Origin of the sequence: Gleimia coleocanis DSM 15436, assembly GCF_000159015.1 — a bacterium.
Classification (GTDB): domain Bacteria; phylum Actinomycetota; class Actinomycetes; order Actinomycetales; family Actinomycetaceae; genus Gleimia; species Gleimia coleocanis.
In genome coordinates this window covers 48,185-70,069 of record NZ_DS999543.1, presented here as the reverse complement: position 1 = coordinate 70,069, position 21,885 = coordinate 48,185, and the positions used below count along the sequence as shown (strand labels likewise).

The following is a 21,885-nucleotide window of genomic DNA, read 5'->3' as shown; positions in this document are numbered from 1 at the left end:
TACGGTTTTGCTATCAGCTCATTTTTTACATTTGTGCCTGTATTTTTAATGAGTTTCTAGCGCGCAACCCGAATGCACAACGCTTTTGTGAGTTGCGATACTCTAAAACTACGCTCTACTTTTACGTTTGTCAATTAATTCTAGGCACATATGTGCCAGTTTGTGGCAGATAGCCCTCAAAGATCACCATTTAAAAAAAATTTAAGTAGGACTATCCGCCCTCGAAAAACAAAACCAACAACTAATCCAAAATTGCCATCGCCGTAGCCGCATCAATCACCAAATGGCTCACATAACCATAGCTAAGCGCCACCTTCGCAATCTCCGCTTTCTCTTCCCCACCAACAACCAACAACTTCTGCGGAACCCGACGCAAATGCGGCAAAGAAATACTCACCGTACGCGAATTCAAATCGGGCAAACAAATACGCCCCTTACCATCCACAAAACGTGAACAAATATCACCACAACTACGCTGCAACAACAACTCACGCTCCTCCGGACGTAACGCAGAAAGCTGCATCATATAAGCATCCGAACTAACCTCACCCACCGTGAAAACCGCGAAACGCGCCGTACGACCCATCTCCAGAACCTCAACCACCTGACGTTCCTTCTCAACCGCCGTCTTCACCTGCACAGTCTCAAAAACCGTCGGCAAAGCCAACATATGCGGCTCACCCTCAAAAGCCTCTGCAAAACGATTAATCGTCGAAATCTCAGAAAAACCCGTCTCTGCAGCACCCACGCCACCGCGGATCTGCACAACCTTCACATTACGACGCGGAGTTTTCACCAAAGCACGACTCATCGCCTCAACCGTACGCGACCAAGCCACCCCAATCGTATCCCCCTCAGCCACCAACGAAGTCAACAAATCCGCAGCAGCCCGCCCCAAAGACTCATTAACTTTCTGACGATCAGCAGTACCAGGGAAAACCACCCGCACATCACTCAAACCGAAACGCTGGATTAAACGCTCTTGTAAAGCCTGATCCTCCGTACGCGGATCATGCACGGTAATACGCACAAAACCTTTCTCTTGGGCATGCGAAAGTAGCTTCGAAATTGTAGGGCGAGAAAGATGCAGTGTATCAGCAACTTCTTGCTGACTCATGCCCGAGTAATAGAGTTTAGCGGCGTCGATAGACTGAATATCCTTATGAGACAGCAGCGTTGCTGAAGTATTCATTCCAAGGGCTTTCCCTGGCATCGTCGTCACCGACTTCCCTTTACTCAAGTGCGTTGTAGCTGTTTCAACAGCCACCCATTGGGCACATATGTGCACCACTATTGTAAAGGTTTTGGTGGGGTGGACGCCACCAGGCAAGTAAAACACCCAGCAAACCGCCCTCGAAAATCTCTACAGAAAACTACTTGCCTTCCGCAACCATCCGCATCCAGCCCTGCAAAGCCGCGCGCGACTCAGCCGAACTTAAACTACCTTGCAACTTTGCGCGGAAATACCTGCCATCCGCAGCCGGCAGCCAGCAAGCGCTCTCACTCTCCGCATACACACAATACTCGTTCCCATAGCCAGACGGAATCGGCAAATAATCATAGTTACGACGCAACTCAAGGATAAAATCCTGCGGGGTCTGCTCAACTTGAGAAAAAGCCACGCTACCACTGCCAAAACCGGAATAGAAAACCACCGGATGCCTATAATCCTGAGTCTCCACCCGGTCAAACTTCAACCCATTCTGGAACTGCGGGCGAGCCTGAGCATACGCATCCCCTTCAGGCATCTCAAAACGCTCAGGCAGGAAGAATGGCAGCAACCCCTGAGACTTAGCCGGGTCAGCAACCGGGTAAACCGGGTCCAGTGCCTTCAGCAAATCTTCCATCTCTGGACCCACCTCAGATTCACGCACCTTCTGCTGAATCACCGCAATCTTTTCACGCGCCTGCTCAGCAGAAGCCAGTACACCACCGGCATCCACTCCACCGATGTTAAGAATCGACTCAAAACCATTTTCTAAGATGTCCAAATCTTCATGTGGAGCAAAGCCTAAATCAATCGGCGTCAAACGCATGGCTGGAAAAAGCACCGCTTTCTTAGCGAACTGGTACTGCATGTAAGCATAAGAGAACTCCGCGTAAGCATAGGCTTCGTCCTGTTGCTTATGAAACTCAGACACCCAGTTACTCAACCTGCTCGCACTCTCGTTAGTTCCAATCTGATCCAGCTCACTTACCCACAGCTGGAATCCCGGAGCCTGCGCACATTCTTCACGAATCTGGCTCGCCATGTGTTCATTAGCGTCTGTACCTGGACGATGCTTATTGTCATACCAGGCTTGCGACAAGTAAGTGTCAAAAACGGTCGTTGAAAGATCCTCACTACAATAGTTTGAAATCGTACTGCGAACGTTGTGGTAGTGTAACTGCGCTGGTCCTTGAAGTGCTGCGTATCCGCCAACCGCCAAGACAAACCCCAGAACAATCGCCAGTTTTTTCGCGCCTAATGATTTCATCTTTTACCTAAGTGTCGTTTTGCAGTGTTAGCTCTATTGTCACCTGAATGTAAACCCCGTGTCCAGCAGTTTTTGTGGAACTACCCGCTGGTTCGCTAACGCTAGGAGCTTCACTTGTTCCGGCGCATAGTTCAGCAGGATTTGCGGAATTTTCAGCCATTTTGGTCGGTTCATTTCCCGCGCCAGGCGAGCATGGAGGTCCTTGGCTTTAATCGGCTGCGGGCCGACTAGGTTCACTGACCCGCTGATTTCTGAGTGTTTTAAGATGTGCAGGACTGCCCGCACGTAGTCTTTGAGGGCAATAGTTGGCATCCAGTTTTCACCGTCGCCGAGCTGCGCGCCCAACCCATACTTATAAAGCGTGCGAAAGGCTTTGAGTAGCCCACCATTTTCGGCAAGCACCAGCCCGGTACGCAGGTTTATTGTCTGAACGCCAAGTTCGTGTGCAAGGTTAGCTTCTGCCTCCCACTTCCGGCAAAGCTGCGCTAAAAAGTCAGTGCCAGTTGCCACAGTTTCAGACAGTTCTTGATTTGCATTGCTGGCATTTGCCCCGTAGATTCCCACAGCTGAGGCACTTAAAAATTTCCGAGGGCGGTCTGTCTCAGGTAAGGCGTTGAAGGCTTTAACTAAGGTTCGGACGGGTTGAATGCGTGAGGTTTCTAAGAGGTGTTTCCGCGAGCGCGTCCAGGGTTTATCTGCGATTCCAGCTCCGTTGAGGCAGATGACGGCTTCAACTGGCTGTTGGTTTTCGGTGTCGAAAACTTTTAAGTCGATTTCCCCTGTTGCGGGGTTCCAGTAGTATTCGCGTACTCGTTGTTCAGCATTGGCATTATCGCAAGCTGAGGTTTCCCACTTACCGTGGCTGTCGGTGTTTGTCCGGCGCACGAGTTTCCTCACTGCGTAGCCTGCGGCTAGCAGCTCGTCCACCAGCGCCCGTCCTATCAGCCCCGACGCCCCTGAAACTACAATTACTGTCACAGAATTATTCTGGACTATAAGGTGAAACTACCATGTCTACGCGCTGCAGGTCTTTTAGTTCCGAATAACCCGTAGACGCCATAGTGCGTTTCAAAGACCCTAGGAAGTTCACGGTACCGTCAGCTCGTGAGGATGGGCCATGCATGATTTCTTCCAAAGTACCCACGGTTCCAACTTCCGCACGGTGCCCACGAGGCAACTCTGGGTGATAAGCCTCGGACCCCCAGTGCCAGCCCCCACCAGGAACATCCGTCGCACGAGCCAGAGCAGCGCCCAACATTACCGCGTCCGCGCCACAACCAATCGCCTTAGGTAAATCACCGGTACGACCTACAGAACCATCAGCGATAACGTGCACGTACCGCCCTCCGGACTCATCTAAATAATCGCGTCGAGCAGCTGCCACGTCCGCAATCGCCGTTGCCATCGGCGCATGAATACCCAGCAGGCGTCGTGTAGAATGTGCTGCTGAACCGCCGAAACCAACCAGCACACCCGCTGCCCCTGTACGCATCAAATGTAGAGCCGCCGTGTATGTCGCTACGCCACCCACGATCACTGGCACATCCAGCTCGTAAATAAAACGCTTCAAATTTAACGGCTGCGCTTTAGAAGATACGTGTTCGGCAGACACCGTAGTACCGCGGATCACGAAAATATCCACACCCGCATCTACCACGTCTTTCCAATACTTCTGGGTGCGCTGCGGGCTTAGTTTACCTGCTACAACAACACCAGCGTCACGGATTTCGGCTAAACGCTGGCTGATCAGCTCACGTTTAATCGGCTCAGAATAAATCTGCTGTAAACGAGTATTAGAAGCATCTGCGGGTAATGAACGAATCTCTTCAAAGATTGGGGTAGGATCCTCATAGCGTGTCCATAAACCCTCTAAATCCAATACGCCAATACCACCTAGTTTACCTAGTTTTATAGCGGTTTCCGGGCTCATTGTCGAATCCATTGGAGCACCCATGATTGGTGTTTCCACGTGGTAGGCATCAATCTGCCAGGAAATGTTCACGTCCTCTGGGTCGCGCGTACGCTTCGCAGGAATTAGGGCAATGTCGTCTAGAGTGTAAGCGCGGCGGGCTCGTTTTCCGCGTCCGATTTCAATCTCGTAAGTCATATTTACAGTGTAGCGCGGTCCTGCTGTATCGAACTGTGCTTCTTCGAAGTCTTAATAGACAATTACTTCCAAAAACAGTCTATTTAACGCTAACTTTCTCTGAACTTTCTAATTTTTTAGACTCTTTTCATAAAAAACTGTTTAAAAAACACTTACTACATTCAAAAGTTATCCACAGAACTAAAAACTATCTATTAACCTCACCGTTGCTCACAATAAACTACTCATCATGAAGTACCAATGGATAACCTTAAACAGGCAGAATGAACAGAAAAGCTTTTCAGAAAGCTCCTATCTAAAGAGACTGCAGGTTACGAAAACTCTGACCTTAGAGTTCCCGCGGGAGGCTACTCCTTGGGAAATACATCAAGCAGCGTTAGCTACGCTTACACGTTTAAACATCGAGCGTTCTCAGAAAGCTCTATTCGTAAGTGGTTCTGTCGCCGCTGGTCTCTATAACGTTTCAACTTGGAAGCTACAAAACACCATCCGATTAATAACGATTTCAAGTACTGCAAAGAAATGCGGGCACTTTGGCGTGTATAAAGGTTTCGGTAGTTTTGCTACGCCGTTTCCTACAAAGGTTCAACGCATCTATCGTCAGTTTCCACCTCAAGCGTTCACTGAGATTGCTGGTTTTCCAACGCTACATATTGAGTTTCTTATTTTAGATTTCCTTTGCCAAAGTGATCCTCTAGAAGCATTTACTGTAGCTGATGCTTTGGCACGTTTGCGTATTTCTGGAAACCGTTTTAATCGGAAGAGTCTTACCGGGCGATTTTCTGATTTTAAGTCTGATTTGGTGGCGCTTGCTAAAGAGTATTTACCGCAGAAACATTTAAAAAGGGTCCTAGGACGAATTCAACTTTTAGACCCTTTCGCTGAGTCTGCAGCTGAATCAGTTACTCGGGTAACTTTATTGCAACTGGGGGTGTCCACTATCAAGTCGCAGTTTCCGGCTTCTTTCTCTGGCCAGACTTTCTTTGCAGACTTTTATTTGCCGGATTTGAATATCATTCTGGAGGTTGATGGTAATGGTAAGTATTCAAAAGCAGAGGATATTACTAGAGAGAAAGCCCGTGAGGCTTTTTTTCTCTCAATCCGGGTTTAAGGTGGTTAGAGTTAGTAGTTTCGAAATTCAGTCGACCAGTTTTCCTGAGATTTTAGCTAAGAAACTCGGGGTTAAACTGCGCAGGCTCAAAAGAGTCTAAATTATCTAAAAACTGTCTATTTTTCTTCCGTTTTCATCGATTATTGTGGTTTAAAAGACCTTTTATCCAAAAAACTGTATATTTTGCGCCAATCGCTGTGTATCCTTCGCGACGCCAGCTAGTATTATTCCAGCTAAACTCAGAATATGATTCTTATGTACATTATTGTGGCGTTATTGCTGGCGGTTGGTGTGACTGGCGCGCTAGTGCAGATTTGGCCGTCTACCCCGTTTTTGTTAGTGGGTTTCTTGATTTGGGCGATTTACTTGGGTGGTGTCACTGCCTGGGTTTTCTTCGCGCTTTCCACGGTTTTGCTGATTGCAACCATGGTTTTAAAGTTCCTGATTCCGGGTAAGCAGTTGAAGAATGCGGGTATTCCGAACTCGACTTTGTTGCTGGGTGGCGTGGGCGCGGTCGCTGGTTTCTTTTTGATTCCGGTGGTGGGTTTGCCGCTTGGTTTCCTTTTGAGCGTGGCAGTTGCCGAGGGCGTTCGATTGAATGACTACGCTAAGGCGAAGGATTCTGTAATTACGACTTTGAAGGCTACGGGCGTATCGGTTCTTATCGAGTTCAGCATTTCATTCGCGTTAGTGTTAGCTTGGGCGATTGTTTCCCTATTCTTAGCGTTTGGCTGATTCTTTGTTGGTGCTTAGCAGATACCTTTACTAAGCACCAACAATGCATTTAAACATACGGAATAGCAGACTCACGAATATCAATATGCGCTGTTAATCCCCTTGGAGTGTTTTTCCAACGGTCCAGTGCAATTATATTCCTTCGTTTAAAGGGAGATGGACCTACTGTTATTGAAATAATCGAATCTAGACTAAAAGGAAATACTATGTAAGGAACCGCATGCTGCGCACCAACTCTAATATTTTGAGTTAAAAGACAACTTGTTGTGCGCAACACAAGTCTTTTTTCATTCTCCAAACTAAAAGCCCCATGTTTCACTTTCGCCAATAAATGAGTGAGCTCAAAAAAAACATAATTCTCTAACTCAGCCAGATCTTTTATCGACTTCAAAGAGTTTTGAATCTGCAGAAATAAACTATCTGGAAAAACATCACCATATATAACTTCTTCCACTACAGGTGTAATACCAAACCTATAAGGTTCAGGTTCTTTGGGTTCTAAAAGAAGTTTATCTTCATCAAATTCTATACAAACTCCATTTTCACGAGCGTAATTACGCCACATATACAATGAATCTGCCTCAGTACTAAAACTTATAATCTGTGGCACAGATTCAAGTCCAAGTTTTTTATGGATATTAGCTGGAATGGACGGTAGTCTGAGGTATTTTCTAGCCAACGCATCTTTCAGAATTTCTAATGATTCAAAAAGATCACTATTTACTGAATCATACTTATTCGCTGGGTCAACCTTATTAAGCAGCATCTTAATTGCATGCTTAATCTCAGTTGCATCATTTAAAAACTCGGTATCTGAAGCCCATAATTCTTTGTTATGAACAATGCTAAATAACGCGTTCAAATCTGTGTAATGATAAATACTAGCCATTTTGACTCTCCTTTACGCTAACCACTCTAAGGTGTCTAATGGTGCTTTGCCTTTGGATACCAGGAAGTTTGAGAAGTTGACTGCCCAGCGGTGGTGGGCAGCACGCTCAAAATCGTGTAGTTCCAGCAGTCCCTTTTCGTCTAGTTGCGGGTACTTCCGCACCATTGCTTGTAGGAGTGACAACGTCATGGAAACGTCCACATCAGACTGGTGGAGCTCATCCGGATCAACTGCAATGCCATAGACTTCTAAAAGATCCACCAGCTTACGCTTACCTTTACGCCAGCGGTCAAGTTCGCGATCCAAAACCAGTGGATCAACAATCGGTGCGAAGCGGCCACCTAAGCGCTCAGCTACCGTGGGCAGACCATAGCGACGCAACTCGTTTTCCAACAGGGTGACATCAAATTGCACGTTGAAACCGACCAGTGGAGCGCCCTCGGAAAGGTAAGAAACCAGCTTAGCTGCCAACTGTTCCAAACCCACCCGCGGATCCAAACCCTCTGCCTGCGCGCGCTCATTGGTAATCCCATGCACATCAATCGCAGACTGTGGAATCTCAACGCCTGGGTTAAACAGCAGCGTCACCTGTTCTAAAACTTCAGAACCACAACGAACCTCATAAGATGCAGTCACAATCCGGTCACGCGCCGTATCCACACCCGTGGTTTCCAAGTCGAATCCCAGCAGATTCCCATTAATCCAAGACATCAGTAACTCCTTTAATCAGTACATAACCAGCATATCCCCCAGCACTGACAATAACTTAAAAATAAACCGGGCCCGGCAAAAAGCCGAACCCGGTTTAGGAAAAACTCAATCAGTTCTTAGAAGAATGATAGTTAGGAGCTTCCACAGTCATCGCCACATCATGTGGGTGAGACTCACGCAGACCCGCAGGGGTAATGCGCACGAAACGACCATTACGCTTCAAGTCATCAATAGTGCCCGCACCCAAGTAGAACATGGACTGGTGCAAGCCACCGACCAGCTGGTAGATTACGGAAGCCAAAGAACCTGAGAAAGGCACTTGACCTTCAATGCCTTCTGGAACGATCTTATCGTCAGAGGAAACGTCAGCCTGGAAGTAACGGTCCTTAGAGTAAGACTTACGGCCACGAGAAGACATTGCGCCCAAAGAACCCATGCCACGGTAACGCTTGTACTGCTTACCGTTAGTGAACACCAGTTCGCCTGGGGATTCTTCACAGCCAGCCAGCATAGAACCAACCATTACAGTGTTAGCGCCAGCTACCAGTGCCTTCGCGATATCGCCAGAGTACTGTAAGCCGCCGTCAGCAATCAGTGGCACGCCAGCTGGGATACAAGCCTTAGACGCCAGGTGTACCGCAGTCAGCTGTGGCACGCCCACACCTGCAACCACGCGAGTGGTGCAAATAGAACCTGGACCAACACCAACCTTAACAGCGTCAACACCTGCGTCAATCAGTGCCTGCGCGCCTTCAGTGGTAGCAACGTTACCGCCAATAATGTCGATACCAGCGAACTGTGGATCAGCCTTAATCTTAGAAATCATTTCCAAAGCCAGCTTAGCGCCACCGTTAGCGGTGTCTACAACCAGTACGTCTACGCCAGCTTCAGCCAGTGCTACCGCACGATCCCAAGAGTCACCCCAGTAACCGATTGCTGCGCCTACAATCAGGCGGCCTTCCTTATCCTTGGAAGCATTCGGATACTGTTCAGTCTTTACGAAGTCCTTTACAGTAATCAAACCTGCCAGGCGCCCTTCGTCATCAACCAGTGGAAGCTTTTCAATGCGGTTAGTTGCCAGCAGAGCCTTAGCTTCTTCACGAGAAATGCCCACGTGACCAGTGATCAGTGGCATTGGGGTCATGCAGTCAGATACGCGACGGGTACTCCACTCTTCAGTTGGGACGAAACGTAGGTCGCGGTTAGTGATAATACCCAGTAGCTTATTGTCCGCGTCTACTACTGGCAGACCGGAAACCCGGTAGCGACCACAGAGGCGGTCAAGTTCTTCGATAGTAGCGTCCGCGTGAATGGTTACGGGGTCGTTAACCATGCCGGATTCAGAGCGCTTTACCAGGCGTACCTGTTCAGCCTGGTCTTCGATGGAAAGGTTACGGTGCAGAATACCAATGCCACCCTGACGTGCCATGGCGATTGCCATGCGCGCTTCAGTTACGGTGTCCATTGCTGCAGAAATCATTGGGATTCGCAGAGATATGTTACGAGTTAAACGGGAAGTGGTGTCTACTTCAGAAGGAACAACATCAGTTAGTTCTGGAAGAAGTAGCACGTCATCATAGGTCAAGCCAGTAAGCGCAAATGCGTCAGGATTAAACTGTGTCATTCCTGAATATTACCGCATTCGCCTACTGGCTTGCCTATAGTGTTCGCTATTTAAAACCTGTTTTAGCTGTATTTCACAGTGAAGCTATTCACGCTGGTTATGTGTTTATTTTCCGCCCTCGGATTAGGAAAGCAGACCCAGCGCGAAGGTGGGTGCCAAACGCAAATCTGGGAGCAGCAGCATCTGTGCTACGTGGTAGGCGTCTGGTTTCCCACCCCAGGTGACGGCGGTTGGCTGGTTTTCGGTGCCGAGTTCGTGGCGCCACTGGCCGGGGGAGGCTACCAAATATTCGTTCGCGTATCGCCACCACTGGTCAATTTTTTCCACGAGGGCGGTGACTCGAGCCTCTGAGCCAACGAGTTTACCGTATCCGCTGGCGCCACTCAATGCGTCTGCGAGCGTAGTCGCAGCCCCCAAGGCTTCACACATAACCCAGTGCATGCGTTCACGCGCGATTGGCCGCCCATCTTCACCGGTAGTGTAGACGAAGCCTGGCTGACCGTCGGCGTCCCAACCGTCGCGGATGGCTCGTTCGATTACCTGATCAGCACATTCTAGAATCCACATGGGGATATCTTCACCCAGACGGTCCAGTTCAGCGCCAGCGTGGAGAGCCAGGCGCCCCCATTCCAAGCCATGTCCGGGAGTGTGTCCGTAGGGGCGGAATGGGTCGGTTGGGCGGTCGATATTGTATTCAGGTAGTGGGTTCCAGTTGGAGTCGTAGTGTTCGGCTACGCGCCAGTTAGTTGCCCGAGCTTGTTCGTCAAGCACCCATTTGAGAATATCCAGGGCGCGGTCTAGCCAGAGGCGTTCGCCAGTTGCGTCAAAGGCAGCTAGGTAGCATTCCACGGTGTGCATGTTGGCGTTTACCCCGCGGTATGCTTCAGTTTCGGTGAAGTCACGGTTGTAGGATTCGCGTACCTTGTGGTGGTCCGTTTCCCACCAGATGTTTTCTTGGCTTTGCAGGGCTTCGTCTAACAATTCTGACCCACCTTCGATTCCGGCGATGATGGCAGATGAGGCGGCGAGAACTACGAAAGCGTGGGCGTAAGCGGCTTTTGTTTCATCGACTACGTTGCAGGTGCCGTCTTCGTTTAGTTCACGGGAGATGGCTGAGTACCAGCCGCCGTATTCGTGGTCTTTGAAGTAGTTCTGCAGGCAGTGAACGCCGTGGGTGGCGAGTTCTTTCCATTCTGGTTTTTGTTCTTTAATCCATGCCAGGCTGTAGACGTGGACCATGCGGCAGCTGATCCAGAGTTCAACTGGTTTTTCTGTGGATACGGTTGCGTCGTCTAGGAGGTAGCCGAAGCCGGTTTCAGTTTTTGAGTGGCGGGCAAATTCCAGTAGGTTACCCCATTGGTGTGCGCGGGCTTCGGGGGTGAAGTCTTTAGCTAAAGCGTTGACGACGCTCATGTTGTCTCCTCTTTGAGATTGCGGGGCTAATCCATTTTTTAGTATAGCCCTCTGCGCCGTCATATTTTAGTTCTTTAATAACCTCTGAGGGTGGCAACTACTTCTTCGACACATCCGCTGGCAGTGCGCATTTGGATAGCGTTTGCCGGCAGGTAGTTTGGTCGCGCGGGGCCGACGAGAACGAGTTGTAAGTCGGTGTTTTCGAGTTCTCTTAGGTAGGCTTCGTTGTGAATGATTGAGCCGCAGATCACCAGGATTTTCGCGTTTAGTTTGGTCACCAGGTGCCGGGTTTTTTCGAGCATGCTGGGAACGTCGGCGTGCAGTGCGGTTACTGGGAGTAGTGCCGGCATTAGGCGGGTGGGGATGCCTTCCCAGTGGAGGGAAACGCCGATTACGTGGGCAAGCAGGGAGCGTGGTTCATCTGAGACGACGACTACTGCGTCGTTGGTTTCTTTTGGCTGGCATTCTTTGCAGTTGGCAACTTCACGCACGACTTGCAGGGTCATTTGGGAGAGCAGGGCGCGGGGTGCGGTGCCGGGGAGTTCTCCCTCGGGGTCAGTTTGCAGGGCGACGAGGGCGGGCTGGATATATTCTGACCAGGTTTTTAATAGCCCGTCGCGGGTGATGAGGATGTCTAGGTCGGCGTGTAATGCGGTTGCGTTACTGGCTTTGGCGTGTTCAATAATGCTGTTTACGCAGACGGTTTTTTGGTTGGCGTGGTAGACAGCGTTGGCATCTTGGATACTTTGGCAGGCGTCCGAGGGCGATACGCCTGAGCGCACTAGTTCTACTACTGCTTGGATTAGTTCAAACTCTGCGACGGTGTAGCGGCGGTGTGTACCGGTTTGGCGCTGTGGTCCCAGGCCGTAGCGACGTTCCCAGGTGCGTAGGGTTGAGGCTGAAATGCCGAGTTTTTCAGCGACTACGGTGAGTGTTAGCGGTGCGGGTGCCAAGTTTATGGTTAGGTCTGGCCGTGGCATATGGCATTCCCCCATCTGGTTTTCAGCTAACTTTCAGATTCCTACTTTATAACTTTAATTGTTACCAGAAAATAGATTTTGCGCCATTCGAAACGAGATTCGAAGAAGCTCAAAAACGTAACCGACTAAACAGCGAATCGTTCTTGAATAAGTATTGAACAGTTTGCTAAGATTTCTTTTGTGAGTTCAGGAGCTTACATCCCTTGGAAACCACTACGGTTCCCAGTAAACTCCCGCCGAACTTACGAAGAAAGGAGAAACAAATGACTAACGTATCTCGACTCCCTGGCCCAGCAGTAGATCTGTGGAACTGGCAGGAAGCTGGCGCATGCCATGATATGGATACCGAACTGTTTTTCCACCCAGAAGGTGAACGCGGTTCAACCCGTCGTCGCCGCGCCGAAGCAGCTAAAGCTATCTGCGCCACCTGCCCAGTACTGGAACAGTGTCGTGAATACGCACTGAAAGTCCAGGAACCATACGGCATTTGGGGTGGTATGAGTGAAGAAGAACGTCGTGAATACCTGGCATCTCAGAAGCGCCGTCGCACTGCCTGATGCAACCTAAAACTTAAACAGGGCACTTCCATTCGGAAGTGCCCTTATTTTATTTACACCGTACTCCTAACGCGCGAACGCGAGTTCCCGCGCAGGGAAAACGCGCGAGTTGCGATTCCCACGCAAGGAAAACGCGCGAACGCGAGTTCCCGCGCAAGAATACAGAAAAATAAGTATCCCGCCTGACCATCAGCCAGGCGGGATACTTAAATCAGCTTACGCTAGGTTCTCAGCGTTCGATTACTGCCAGAACGTCGCGGGTTTCCAAAATCAGGAATTCTTCGCCGAGGTACTTAACTTCGGTGCCACCAAACTTAGAGAAGATAACAGTGTCGCCAACCTTAACGTCCACTGGTACGCGGTTGCCATTGTCGTCTACGCGACCTGGACCAACTGCTACAACTTCGCCTTCCTGTGGCTTTTCCTTAGCTGCACCTGGAATTACCAGACCGGATGCGGTGGTCTGTTCAGCTTCCAGCTGCTTTACAACAATACGGTCTGCCAGAGGCTTGATGGAGATAGACATGTGAGTCTCCTCTTCCTAGAACAATAATTACTTCTACTCTTATAGGGTAAGACCCCGCTTAGCACTCTTGCAACCTGAGTGCCAGAAAACCCTGCTATAACTCAACTTTACGCCCATTACGGTACTCTAAACTAAGAGTACCCACTATCCGAAGGCCCAGCATGACTATGAACCCGCTAGAGATTTTCCACGCCGAAGATATGCGTTCACTCTGTGCTGAACTCACCGCCCTCGGATATGAAAAAGCCACCCAAAAAATCCAAAAACTCAACCTCCCTCCCGAAACCCGCGCCAGCCTCCTCACCCAAGTGCAGCTCCGCCAACAAGCGAAAACAAAATTCGGAGAACGCGCCACCGAACTATTCCTCACGCGCGACGGTTTAGAACAAGCCACTCGCCACCAAGTCGCCGCCCTGCACGCCCAGCGTTTCCAACACGCAAAAGCCACCCACGTAGCCGACCTAGGGTGCGGAAATGGCGCCGACGCCCTGGCTTTCACCGACGCTGGAATGCGTGTAAGCGCATGGGATTTAGACGAAATCGCCTACACCGCCGCAACCCTAAACCTCCCCCAACCCAGCCAAGCTTTCTTAGGAAATGTCCTGGACCTGCAAATCAAGGACCTCGCAGCACAGGGCATAGACGCGGTTTTTGCCGACCCGGCTCGACGCACCGGAGCTGGACGCGGAAACCAACGCGTAGCCGCACCCGAAGACTGGTCCCCTTCCCTGCCACACGTCCTGGGGTGGCGACCACAGTTACGCGAACACGTCGGCGTTGAACGCTTGGGCGTAAAACTCGCGCCCGGCATAGACTACGAATACTTACCCGCTGACATGGAAGCCCAATGGGTCAGCGTTGATGGAACCCTAGTAGAAGCCTCCCTCTGGTCTCCGGCTTGTGCACTCAACGGAGCAGGTCGCCGCGCCGTAATTTTCCGCAGCGGATGGGAGAATCCAAAAGAGTTCTTCCTGCCCGGCAACCCGTCTGCATCCCCCACTCCTATTTCCGAGGGCGCTAAATTGAAACACTATCTTTGGGAAGCTGATGCCGCCGTGATTCGCGCCGGCGTATTAGAAAATCTAGCGCACGCTGGGAATGCGGAAGTTATTTCTGAAAACATCGCCTATTTAACCACTGACGCTCAACTTCCAGAAGAGTGGGACGGGGCTGTCAGCGTCTTTGAAATCATCGAAGTCACTAAGTTAAAACCAAAAGCCGTTATTGCCAGCCTAAAAGCCCTGCAGGCAACTAATATTGAAGTAAAGAAACGCGGAGCTGATATTAGCCCCGATCAATGGCAAAGAGATTTACTTAAAGTACTGAAACTAAAGAAAACCTCTTTAGAAAATCCGCTGGTAGTTTTCGCTACCCGGGTAAATCGGGAGCATACAGCGGTTATCGCTCGCCGAATCTAAAAGAAGTTGAGCTACATGAAGTACGCCGACAAGGTATAGCAGATTTACTGCATCGACATTTGCTGCAGATTCATACCCGAATCCGGAGAAAACTCCAACGGAGACGGCTTAACTCCGGCACGTGCCAAAGTCGAACCCATAGCAGCAATCTGCGCCCCATTATCAGTACAGAAACGTAGTGGCGGAATACGCACAGTAATCCCATGCTTCGCAGCACGCTCATTCAACAGCGTCCGGATACGCGAATTAGCTGAGAATCCACCACCAACAATAATCGTGTCACAGCCGTGATCTAAACAAGCCTGCACAGCTTTCGCAGTTAAAGAGTCATTAACCGCCTCAGAAAAGCCCGCACAAACGTCCTCGGGAACAATTTCTTCCCCACGCGCAGCCACACCCTGCACATAGCGAGAAACCGCAGTTTTCAAACCAGAAAATGAGAAATCGTACTTGTAACGTTCCTTATCTTTACCCGCTGACAAACCACGCGGGAACTTAATCGCATTCACATCCCCCTGCTGGGACAAGCGATCAACATGTGGTCCGCCCGGGTAAGGCAAGTTCAGCAAACGCCCCACCTTATCGAATGCTTCACCAGCAGCATCATCCAAAGTGCCGCCTAACTCCACCACGTCAGTTGCTAAATCGTTAACCAACAGCAGGTTAGAGTGACCGCCGGAAACTACCAGACCAATAAACTTCTGCGGCAGCGGGCCGTCTACCAGCTCATCTACTGCCAAGTGACCCAAAACGTGGTTAACCCCGTAAATCGGCACTCCTAAAGAAGTTGCTAAGGCCTTAGCCGCGCAGATACCCACGGTAAGCGAACCCACCAGGCCTGGACCAGCAGACACTGCAATCGCATCAACTTCGTCTAACCCCACTCCAGCTTCTTCTAAAGCTGTTTCCAAAGTGGGGAGGAAGGATTCTAAGTGTGCGCGGGAAGCGATTTCTGGGATGATGCCGCCGTAACGCGCGTACTGGTCCATGGAAGTTGCAGTACGGTCAGCTAGCAGAGTGCCACCGCGTACCAGTGCTACACCGGTTTCGTCGCAGGTGGATTCGATTCCCAGAATCAGGGGTTCTTTCTTTTCAATAGTCACGGTGCTATTTTAGTCCCCTTTCCAGGCAACTTCTAGTTTCTGGCGGTTTCCTCGCATTCTAATGGTCTGACTAATACTAAGCCCTGCTAGCGTGAGGGGCGTTTTAGTGGCATGGTTATTGTTATGGGGCGTTTAGTATTTTTAGATTTAGATGGCACACTTTTAACTCATCATCAGGAAGTTCCTGCGGACGCGCAGGATGCACTGCACGCAGCGAAACGGAATGGGCATCAGCTGTGGATTGCTTCCGGGCGTGCTAACTGCGAAATTTACCCTTCCCTGCTCTCCTATGGTTTTCAAGGTATCGTGGGCGCTAATGGGGCTTACGCGCAGATGCTAACCGAAGCTGATTTTGATGGTTCGACGGTTAAGGAGCGCCCTGAAAATATGGTATTTGACCATCGGATTGGCCCTGACGATGTGGCTTTCTTGCAGGCTTATTTAGCTGAGCATGGGGGTTTGAGCTGGTGGACTACTCCCAGCCGGGTTTACACTGAGGAATCTTTCCTTTCCATGTTTTTAGGAGGTTCCTCAGATCCTTTCCAGCCGGCCCCGTGGCAGGCATATGTGGATCAGGTGCGTCCGTTTGTTTGTTTAGATAATCCGCCGTCGGCATCGAAGTTAGTAGCCTTACTGCCGCATGCTTCGGGGGTTTCTTTAGCGCAGTTTACCGCGGCTTTGGGACCGCGTTTTTGTGTGGTGGAGTCTTCGATTAATCCGGGTTTAGGGGTGGCTGCGGAAGTTACGTTGGCGGGTATTTCTAAGGGTTCTGCGCTTACTGAAGTAGCGTCTTCACTGTGGTTTAAGATGGCGGATACGGTGGCGGTTGGCGATTCTGCTAATGATGAAGAGATGCTGCGTTTAGCGGGAGTGGGCGTGGCGATGGGCAATGGCACGTTGGCTGCTAAACAGGCGGCAGATTTGGTTACTGAGGATATTTCCGAGGGCGGTTTGTCTAAGGCTTTCCAGATGGCTGGTCTCATCTAAGCGTAGTTATTCACGTTTGCGTGCGAACTCTCGTTCGCGCGCAAAGAAAACGCGGGAGTTCCGATTCCCGCGCAACAAAAACGCGCGAACTTAAGTTCGCGCGTTTTCAAGGGAAGTTTATGACTGCCGTATCTTAGCTGGAAAAGTCTTTCAACCAACGCTGCGCCCGACGCCACAAACGCACTGGCATACTCTTCATATCAGCAGGCATTTCCTTAATACTGCCTGGCAAAGCTTGCAGAGCAATCATCCCAGTAGTTGCCGGAGGCTCCTCAAACGCCAGATCTTCTGGCTCAACTACTTCATCAACTGCTGGTGCTGGCACTGGGGTTTCTAACTTCTCAAAGAAAAGAATAATAAAAATACCCAGTAACATCATTACGGTTGCAGCATTCCAAACTAAACCACGGAAGCTAAACAGTACACTCGTCAAAGACGGTACCGCGTAGTTAATTTTCTCTTCCGTTAAGAATGGTTGGATAATGCCATTCCACAACCAAAACCTCTGTCCGACACCGATTAAGCTAGACAACAATCCACCAGCAACCACTACGATAGCAGCCTGATGCCAGCGGCTAATCATCGTGAAACGTTTCTGCCCACGCACAGGGCCATCCTCATAGGGAAGAGTTTCAGCTGCTCGTTGAGTAAACCATAAAACGACTACTGCCGAAGCAGTAATCACCATCTCACCCAAAATCAAAATGAGGATAGTTGGCAGACTGCGTTCAAAAGTGATTTCCGTGTCAAAGCCACTAATGAATAAATTGGTATTCGTAGATAGGTACCCCGTGGGGACAACTGCGAATAAGACAGTAATCAGCTGGATAAAAGCCACTACCGCCAGGTAGAGACTAGCTATCCAGCCAATTATCCGCCAAGTCTTCATAGGAAGTCGAGTTAGCGGGAGCATCATCGGTTAATGAGGACTCCGCGAGCGTCGTAGCGCCAACGTGGTTCATTGGAAACTAAGTACAGAACCATTTCAACCAGTACCCAGATACCCACAGCAATGTTTGGAATGAACAGCAGAATCCAACCGAACAGAGTTAGAAGCAACTGAATTACACCCAGCTTGTTGTAGCCCAAGTAGAAGTTGTGTACACCCAAGGTGCCCAAGAAGAATGCCAGCAGTGCGGCAACAATAGCGCTCTTCTGTTCAACTGGCGCCTGCATTGGGTTAGCGTAAGGCATCTGCGCGTAAGCTGCCTGCTGTGCTGCGTATGGGTCCTGCGCTGGCGCACCGTACTGCGCCTGCTGGCCAGCGTATGGATCCTGTGGAGCGGTGTAGCCTGCAGGCTCCATGTGCTGTACAGGATCTACTGGTGGAATGTAGCCACCCTGTGGGTTCTGACCATTGCCATCAAATGACATAAAACTGCCTTTCGGATTAAATTAACTTCCTCTTAATCTTAAAACAAAGTGCCCTAGTCTCCTAGGGCACTTTGTAGTGTTTCAGGGTACAACCAGGGTTTCTCCAAGCTACCCGTCAGGGTTTTACTTCTTAGTCTCTAGTTTCAAAGCTTCCTCAAGCTTTTGCTTCATCAGCTTCTGCTTTTCACCATAGGTTGCCCAGTCCCCTGCTTGCAAAGCCTTCTCACCGTCAAGTAACGCGGTCTTAGCTTCCTGCAAAAGTTTCACAACCTGCGAGTTCGTGGCAGTTGAGCCAGCGGAATCACCGGATGGTTCGCCCTCGGAAGGAGCAGCAGGATCCGCAGAAGGTTGCTCCCCATCCGCCAACTGAGCTGCCGAATCCCCCTTGAAAGTAGCATCCAAAGACTCTTCCAAAGTATCCGCAAAACCAACGGAATCACCGAAAGCAGTCATCACCTTACGAAGCACTGGGTACTTAGTAGAACCCGTACCCTGCAAGTAAACCGGCTGCACGTACAGCAAACCGCCACCCACTGGCAAAGTCAGCAAGTTACCCAAAATCAGTTCCGAACCCTCCTGATCCAGCAGGTTAAGTTCCCGCGCAATCTCAGAGTTCGCGTTGAAATTATTCTGCACCTGCCCCGGACCTGGGACCGTAGTGGATGAAGGCAGAGCCAGCAAACGTAACTTGCCGTAGCCCTCGCGAATCTTCCCCGGTTCCGAACCAGTCTCAGAATCCACGGCGAGGAAGCCCGCCATTGGTTCACGATCCGACTTACCGCCCGGCACAAACACGGAAGTTAGTGAGAATTCTGCGGAATCCTGGCCTGGCATCTGCATCGTCAAGTAGTAGGGCGGCTGGTATGGAGTAACCCCGTCAGCGCGGCGAGCCGAAGTTGGGTTTTCAGACAAACGCCAACGGTCACCACCGGTATAGAAATTATCTGCCTTAGTAACATGGTAGGCAGCCAACAGCGAACGCTGTACCTTAAACAGGTCCTGCGGGTAACGCATATGTGCCATCAAGTCGCCAGAAATTTCAGACAATGGCTGTACTTTACCGGGGAAAGTCTTCATCCAAGAAGACAGCACTGGATCCTTTTCATCCCACTGGTAAAGCTTCACTGAACCGTCGTAAGCATCAACTACAGCCTTAACTGAGTTACGAATGTAGTTAATCTCTAAGTCAGCAGCATAAAACTCAGATTCCTTAGTGGAAGAATCCACAGTAGTTTGAGCGATATTCACATGCTGCGCATACGGGTAGTGGTTGGAAGTCGTGTACGCGTCCACAATCCACACCAGGCGTTTCGGAGTCTTAGGGTCACCATCCATATCCACTACAGCTGGGTATGGTTTCCGATCCAAAGTCAGGTATGGAGCTACTTTTGCAACACGCAAAGCCGGGTCACGGTCATACAAAATCTGTGACTTCTCATTGATCTGAGAGGCAAAGAAAATGTTAGTGGACTGGAATTTAATCGCGTAAAGCAGCTTATTAAAGAAGTTACCTACAGACGGGCCGCCGTCACCTTCGAATGTGGTTGGCACCTGGCCGTCAGAAGCTTCATCAGGATAATCAAGTTCCAGCGGTTTCGCTCCCTGAGGCGCACCCACAATAGAGTACTGCGGGGAAGACGGTGAGAAGTAAACGCGTTGTTCATACTCTCCCATGTCACCCATAGAAGGAATTCCTTCCTCCCACCAAGCTGGTTCGCCCTTAGAATCCACCTTATTACCGTAGGCGGCAACTACACCGTAACCGTGAGTGAAAATAGTGTGCTCATTAACCCAGTTACGTTCGTTTTCGTCCAAACCATCCAAGTTCAGCTCGCGCACGGCAATCACCGTATCGCGCTTAACACCATCAATCTCATAGCGGTCCACAGACAGCTGCGACTCAAAAGTGTAGTAGGAACGCGACTGCTTCAACTGGCGAATAGTTGGAGAAACCACATCTGGGTCAATCAAACGAATCTGCTGTGTAGAAGCCGCGTCATCACGCAGCTGCCCCGCCGAAGTCTCAGTCTTAGCAGAATAAGACTGCAGTTCTACGTCCTTAATGCCATAAGCATCTAAAGTAGCATCAATATTACGCTGAATGTAAGGGCTTTCCAATGCTCGTTCATTTGGTTTTACCTTGAATTCTTGAATCAAAGTTGGGTAAACAAAACCCACTACCAACGCAGAAACAACGGTTACTGCCACGCCAGTAGCCGGCAAATGCCAAGACCCACGGAAAGCTGCCACGATAAACAAGATGGCAACCAAGATTGAAGTCACCGTAAGAATAGTCTGTGCTGGAATCTGCGCATTAACCTGCTGGTATAAAGCACCATCAATGCGACCGCCCTCGGAAGTAAGCAGCAGGTAACGACCAATCCAATAGCGACCCGCCACAATCAAAGAAACCAGGGCAGCGAGAATCCCCAGCTGCAGACGCGCCCGCTTAGAAACCCGGAAACGCGGGAATAACACGATACCTGAATACAGGTAGTGAACAACCACGGTAGCCAGTAATGAAGCTACAAAAACTCGAGTCAGCAAATAGAAAAGCATCTGCAAAACTGGCAGCGTAAACATGTAGAAAGACAAGTCCACGCCCCACTGTGGGTCAGTCTGACCAAATGGAGTAGAGTTCCACCACAGCAGAATCTGATCCCAGTCAGCAGCCAGTGCCGTACCCGTGGTGAAACCAATAAATAGTGGAACCGCAATGAAAACTAGCTTACGGAAAGGCTCCAACTGACGCTGGTACTCACGCAACTGCGGATTGTAGTTCACAGAATGAGAAGTTGGGCGATTCTTGTAAGCAATCTGCATATTAATGCCCACAATCGAAGCATTAACAATGGTTCCCAACAGAACCAAGCCAATAATGACAAGCCAGCGAGTCCAGAAAACCTGCTGAGCACCAATCTGGTTAAACCACAAAATTTCCGTGACAAAATCACTCAAGTAGTAGAAACCAACGACTAAAGCCAACAGTGCGAATAAAGTAATCCGCATGGGCGTGATCATTTCCTTTAGGTTAATAGGTTCACGCGGTGGGCCCTCCGGGGGCTTTGGCGCTCCCCCTTCCTGCGGGCGCGGGAACGGTTGTCCTGGGAAGCCGAACATTGAGAACCTCAATTCGATGCAAATTTGGGCAAAATAACTCTTTTCTATAGTACCGACTGGAATGGAACTAGGCATTTGGTGGACAATATTGGTATGACTGAACCACACTTCCCCACTAATACTGAACTGGCTTTAGCCCAGGCAGTTTACGAAATTGAACGCGCAGCCTCCGGCTTAGGCTGGGATCGCCCAACCACTGTTTACGCCCTGGTTCCAACCACTGACTTACTGGAAATCCCTGAGCTTCCAGAAGATATGCGTGAACACTTACAGTCCACCTGGAACGGTAATCCAGCTGCGCTCACAGCTGTTATCCAAGAAGACCTGCCCGGTGAAGATTTAGAAGACACTTTGGCACAGTTGGGTTGGCCAGATTCCGTCGCAGGAGCCGCAGTCTGCACTGAACGCGTCATGGTTCCACCAGCCGCACAAGAAAACGCGCCAGAAGACCCGGTTGAAGCAGTGGAATACTTCGCTAACCACCCTGACCGTGATGAAGTGCGCCTGGTTGCGGCAGTAATGCGCACGGGTGAAGCCTGGTGTGCGGTGCGTGCTCGCTCCCACGATAACGACGATGAGGTAGGCGAAGGCTCTGACCTGGTTCCAGGCCTGGTAGAAGCACTTTTTGCGACTTTCCTACCTGCTGAAGAACGCGGCAGTTCCGGTGGTTGCGGTGGCGACTGCGGCAACTGTTCCTGCGGGGGCTGAGCTTAAAAGCAGATAAATTTTTACGAGGGCGGTTTATTTGACCGC

General features: G+C 50.1%; 20 protein-coding genes. 6 read left to right on the top strand and 14 right to left on the bottom strand.

The window, feature by feature from the left end:
- Positions 1-241: 241 nt before the first annotated feature.
- From HMPREF0044_RS02230 to HMPREF0044_RS02215, 4 genes are all read right to left on the bottom strand, one after another.
- Positions 242-1,213, bottom strand: coding sequence for a sugar-binding transcriptional regulator (locus HMPREF0044_RS02230; protein WP_006546473.1), 972 nt, complete (start codon positions 1,211-1,213; stop codon positions 242-244).
- A gap of 160 nt (positions 1,214-1,373) precedes the next feature.
- Entirely contained in the window at positions 1,374-2,477 is a 1,104-nt protein-coding gene (locus HMPREF0044_RS02225) for a hypothetical protein (protein WP_006546472.1), read from the bottom strand.
- A gap of 39 nt (positions 2,478-2,516) precedes the next feature.
- Entirely contained in the window at positions 2,517-3,455 is a 939-nt protein-coding gene (locus HMPREF0044_RS02220; protein WP_006546471.1) for a TIGR01777 family oxidoreductase, read from the bottom strand.
- A 4-nt stretch (positions 3,456-3,459) separates the two neighbouring features.
- Positions 3,460-4,584 (bottom strand): GuaB3 family IMP dehydrogenase-related protein, encoded by a 1,125-nt coding sequence (locus HMPREF0044_RS02215; RefSeq protein ID WP_006546470.1) that lies wholly within the window; start codon positions 4,582-4,584, stop codon positions 3,460-3,462.
- A 229-nt stretch (positions 4,585-4,813) separates the two neighbouring features.
- Between HMPREF0044_RS02215 and HMPREF0044_RS08140 the strand changes: the two genes are divergently transcribed.
- Both HMPREF0044_RS08140 and HMPREF0044_RS02205 read left to right on the top strand, forming a co-directional pair.
- On the top strand, positions 4,814-5,695 hold the full coding sequence (locus tag HMPREF0044_RS08140) for a hypothetical protein (protein WP_006546469.1): 882 nt from the start codon (positions 4,814-4,816) through the stop codon (positions 5,693-5,695).
- Between the two features lie 246 nt (positions 5,696-5,941).
- Entirely contained in the window at positions 5,942-6,430 is a 489-nt protein-coding gene (locus tag HMPREF0044_RS02205) for a DUF456 domain-containing protein (RefSeq protein ID WP_006546468.1), read from the top strand.
- Positions 6,431-6,479: 49 nt separating this feature from the next.
- Here HMPREF0044_RS02205 and HMPREF0044_RS02200 read toward each other — a convergent pair whose 3' ends face one another.
- From HMPREF0044_RS02200 to HMPREF0044_RS02180, 5 genes are all read right to left on the bottom strand, one after another.
- Complete coding sequence (locus HMPREF0044_RS02200; protein WP_006546467.1) at positions 6,480-7,319, bottom strand: DUF2971 domain-containing protein; 840 nt, start codon at positions 7,317-7,319, stop codon at positions 6,480-6,482.
- Positions 7,320-7,331: 12 nt separating this feature from the next.
- Positions 7,332-8,030 carry an exonuclease domain-containing protein gene (locus HMPREF0044_RS02195; RefSeq protein WP_006546466.1) on the bottom strand — a complete coding sequence of 233 codons (699 nt, stop codon included), beginning with the start codon at positions 8,028-8,030 and terminating at the stop codon, positions 7,332-7,334.
- Between the two features lie 109 nt (positions 8,031-8,139).
- A complete protein-coding gene (gene guaB, locus HMPREF0044_RS02190; protein ID WP_006546465.1) occupies positions 8,140-9,654 on the bottom strand; it encodes an IMP dehydrogenase in 1,515 nt (504 codons plus the stop codon).
- Between the two features lie 123 nt (positions 9,655-9,777).
- Positions 9,778-11,067, bottom strand: a complete 1,290-nt coding sequence (locus HMPREF0044_RS02185; protein WP_040312729.1) for an AGE family epimerase/isomerase — start codon at positions 11,065-11,067, stop codon at positions 9,778-9,780.
- Positions 11,068-11,141: 74 nt separating this feature from the next.
- Positions 11,142-12,047 carry a MerR family transcriptional regulator gene (locus HMPREF0044_RS02180; protein ID WP_040312728.1) on the bottom strand — a complete coding sequence of 302 codons (906 nt, stop codon included), beginning with the start codon at positions 12,045-12,047 and terminating at the stop codon, positions 11,142-11,144.
- Positions 12,048-12,310: 263 nt separating this feature from the next.
- On the opposite strand from HMPREF0044_RS02180, the gene HMPREF0044_RS02175 reads away from it, so the two are divergent.
- Entirely contained in the window at positions 12,311-12,604 is a 294-nt protein-coding gene (locus HMPREF0044_RS02175) for a WhiB family transcriptional regulator (RefSeq protein ID WP_006546462.1), read from the top strand.
- A gap of 229 nt (positions 12,605-12,833) precedes the next feature.
- Here HMPREF0044_RS02175 and groES read toward each other — a convergent pair whose 3' ends face one another.
- Positions 12,834-13,130: a co-chaperone GroES gene (groES, locus tag HMPREF0044_RS02170; protein ID WP_006546461.1), complete on the bottom strand. Its 297-nt coding sequence runs from the start codon at positions 13,128-13,130 to the stop codon at positions 12,834-12,836.
- A 161-nt stretch (positions 13,131-13,291) separates the two neighbouring features.
- Here groES and HMPREF0044_RS02165 point away from each other — a divergent pair, with 161 nt between their 5' ends.
- Positions 13,292-14,548, top strand: a complete 1,257-nt coding sequence (locus tag HMPREF0044_RS02165) for a class I SAM-dependent methyltransferase (RefSeq protein WP_006546460.1) — start codon at positions 13,292-13,294, stop codon at positions 14,546-14,548.
- A gap of 44 nt (positions 14,549-14,592) precedes the next feature.
- Here HMPREF0044_RS02165 and tsaD read toward each other — a convergent pair whose 3' ends face one another.
- Positions 14,593-15,651, bottom strand: a complete 1,059-nt coding sequence (tsaD, locus tag HMPREF0044_RS02160) for a tRNA (adenosine(37)-N6)-threonylcarbamoyltransferase complex transferase subunit TsaD (protein ID WP_006546459.1) — start codon at positions 15,649-15,651, stop codon at positions 14,593-14,595.
- Positions 15,652-15,762: 111 nt separating this feature from the next.
- Here tsaD and HMPREF0044_RS02155 point away from each other — a divergent pair, with 111 nt between their 5' ends.
- Positions 15,763-16,638 carry an HAD hydrolase family protein gene (locus HMPREF0044_RS02155; RefSeq protein ID WP_006546458.1) on the top strand — a complete coding sequence of 292 codons (876 nt, stop codon included), beginning with the start codon at positions 15,763-15,765 and terminating at the stop codon, positions 16,636-16,638.
- A 133-nt stretch (positions 16,639-16,771) separates the two neighbouring features.
- Here HMPREF0044_RS02155 and HMPREF0044_RS02150 read toward each other — a convergent pair whose 3' ends face one another.
- The 3 genes from HMPREF0044_RS02150 to HMPREF0044_RS02140 form a co-directional block, all read right to left on the bottom strand.
- Positions 16,772-17,554, bottom strand: coding sequence for a hypothetical protein (locus HMPREF0044_RS02150; protein ID WP_006546457.1), 783 nt, complete (start codon positions 17,552-17,554; stop codon positions 16,772-16,774).
- Positions 17,551-18,012, bottom strand: coding sequence for a TM2 domain-containing protein (locus tag HMPREF0044_RS07805; protein ID WP_006546456.1), 462 nt, complete (start codon positions 18,010-18,012; stop codon positions 17,551-17,553). The genes HMPREF0044_RS02150 and HMPREF0044_RS07805 overlap by 4 nt, the downstream gene beginning before the upstream one ends.
- 123 nt (positions 18,013-18,135) lie before the next feature.
- The gene (locus tag HMPREF0044_RS02140; protein WP_245528807.1) at positions 18,136-21,033 is read right to left on the bottom strand and encodes a UPF0182 family membrane protein; all 2,898 of its coding nucleotides are present in this window, start codon (positions 21,031-21,033) and stop codon (positions 18,136-18,138) included.
- Between the two features lie 192 nt (positions 21,034-21,225).
- Between HMPREF0044_RS02140 and HMPREF0044_RS02135 the strand changes: the two genes are divergently transcribed.
- Positions 21,226-21,840, top strand: a complete 615-nt coding sequence (locus HMPREF0044_RS02135) for a PPA1309 family protein (RefSeq protein ID WP_040312727.1) — start codon at positions 21,226-21,228, stop codon at positions 21,838-21,840.
- Positions 21,841-21,885: the final 45 nt, after the last annotated feature.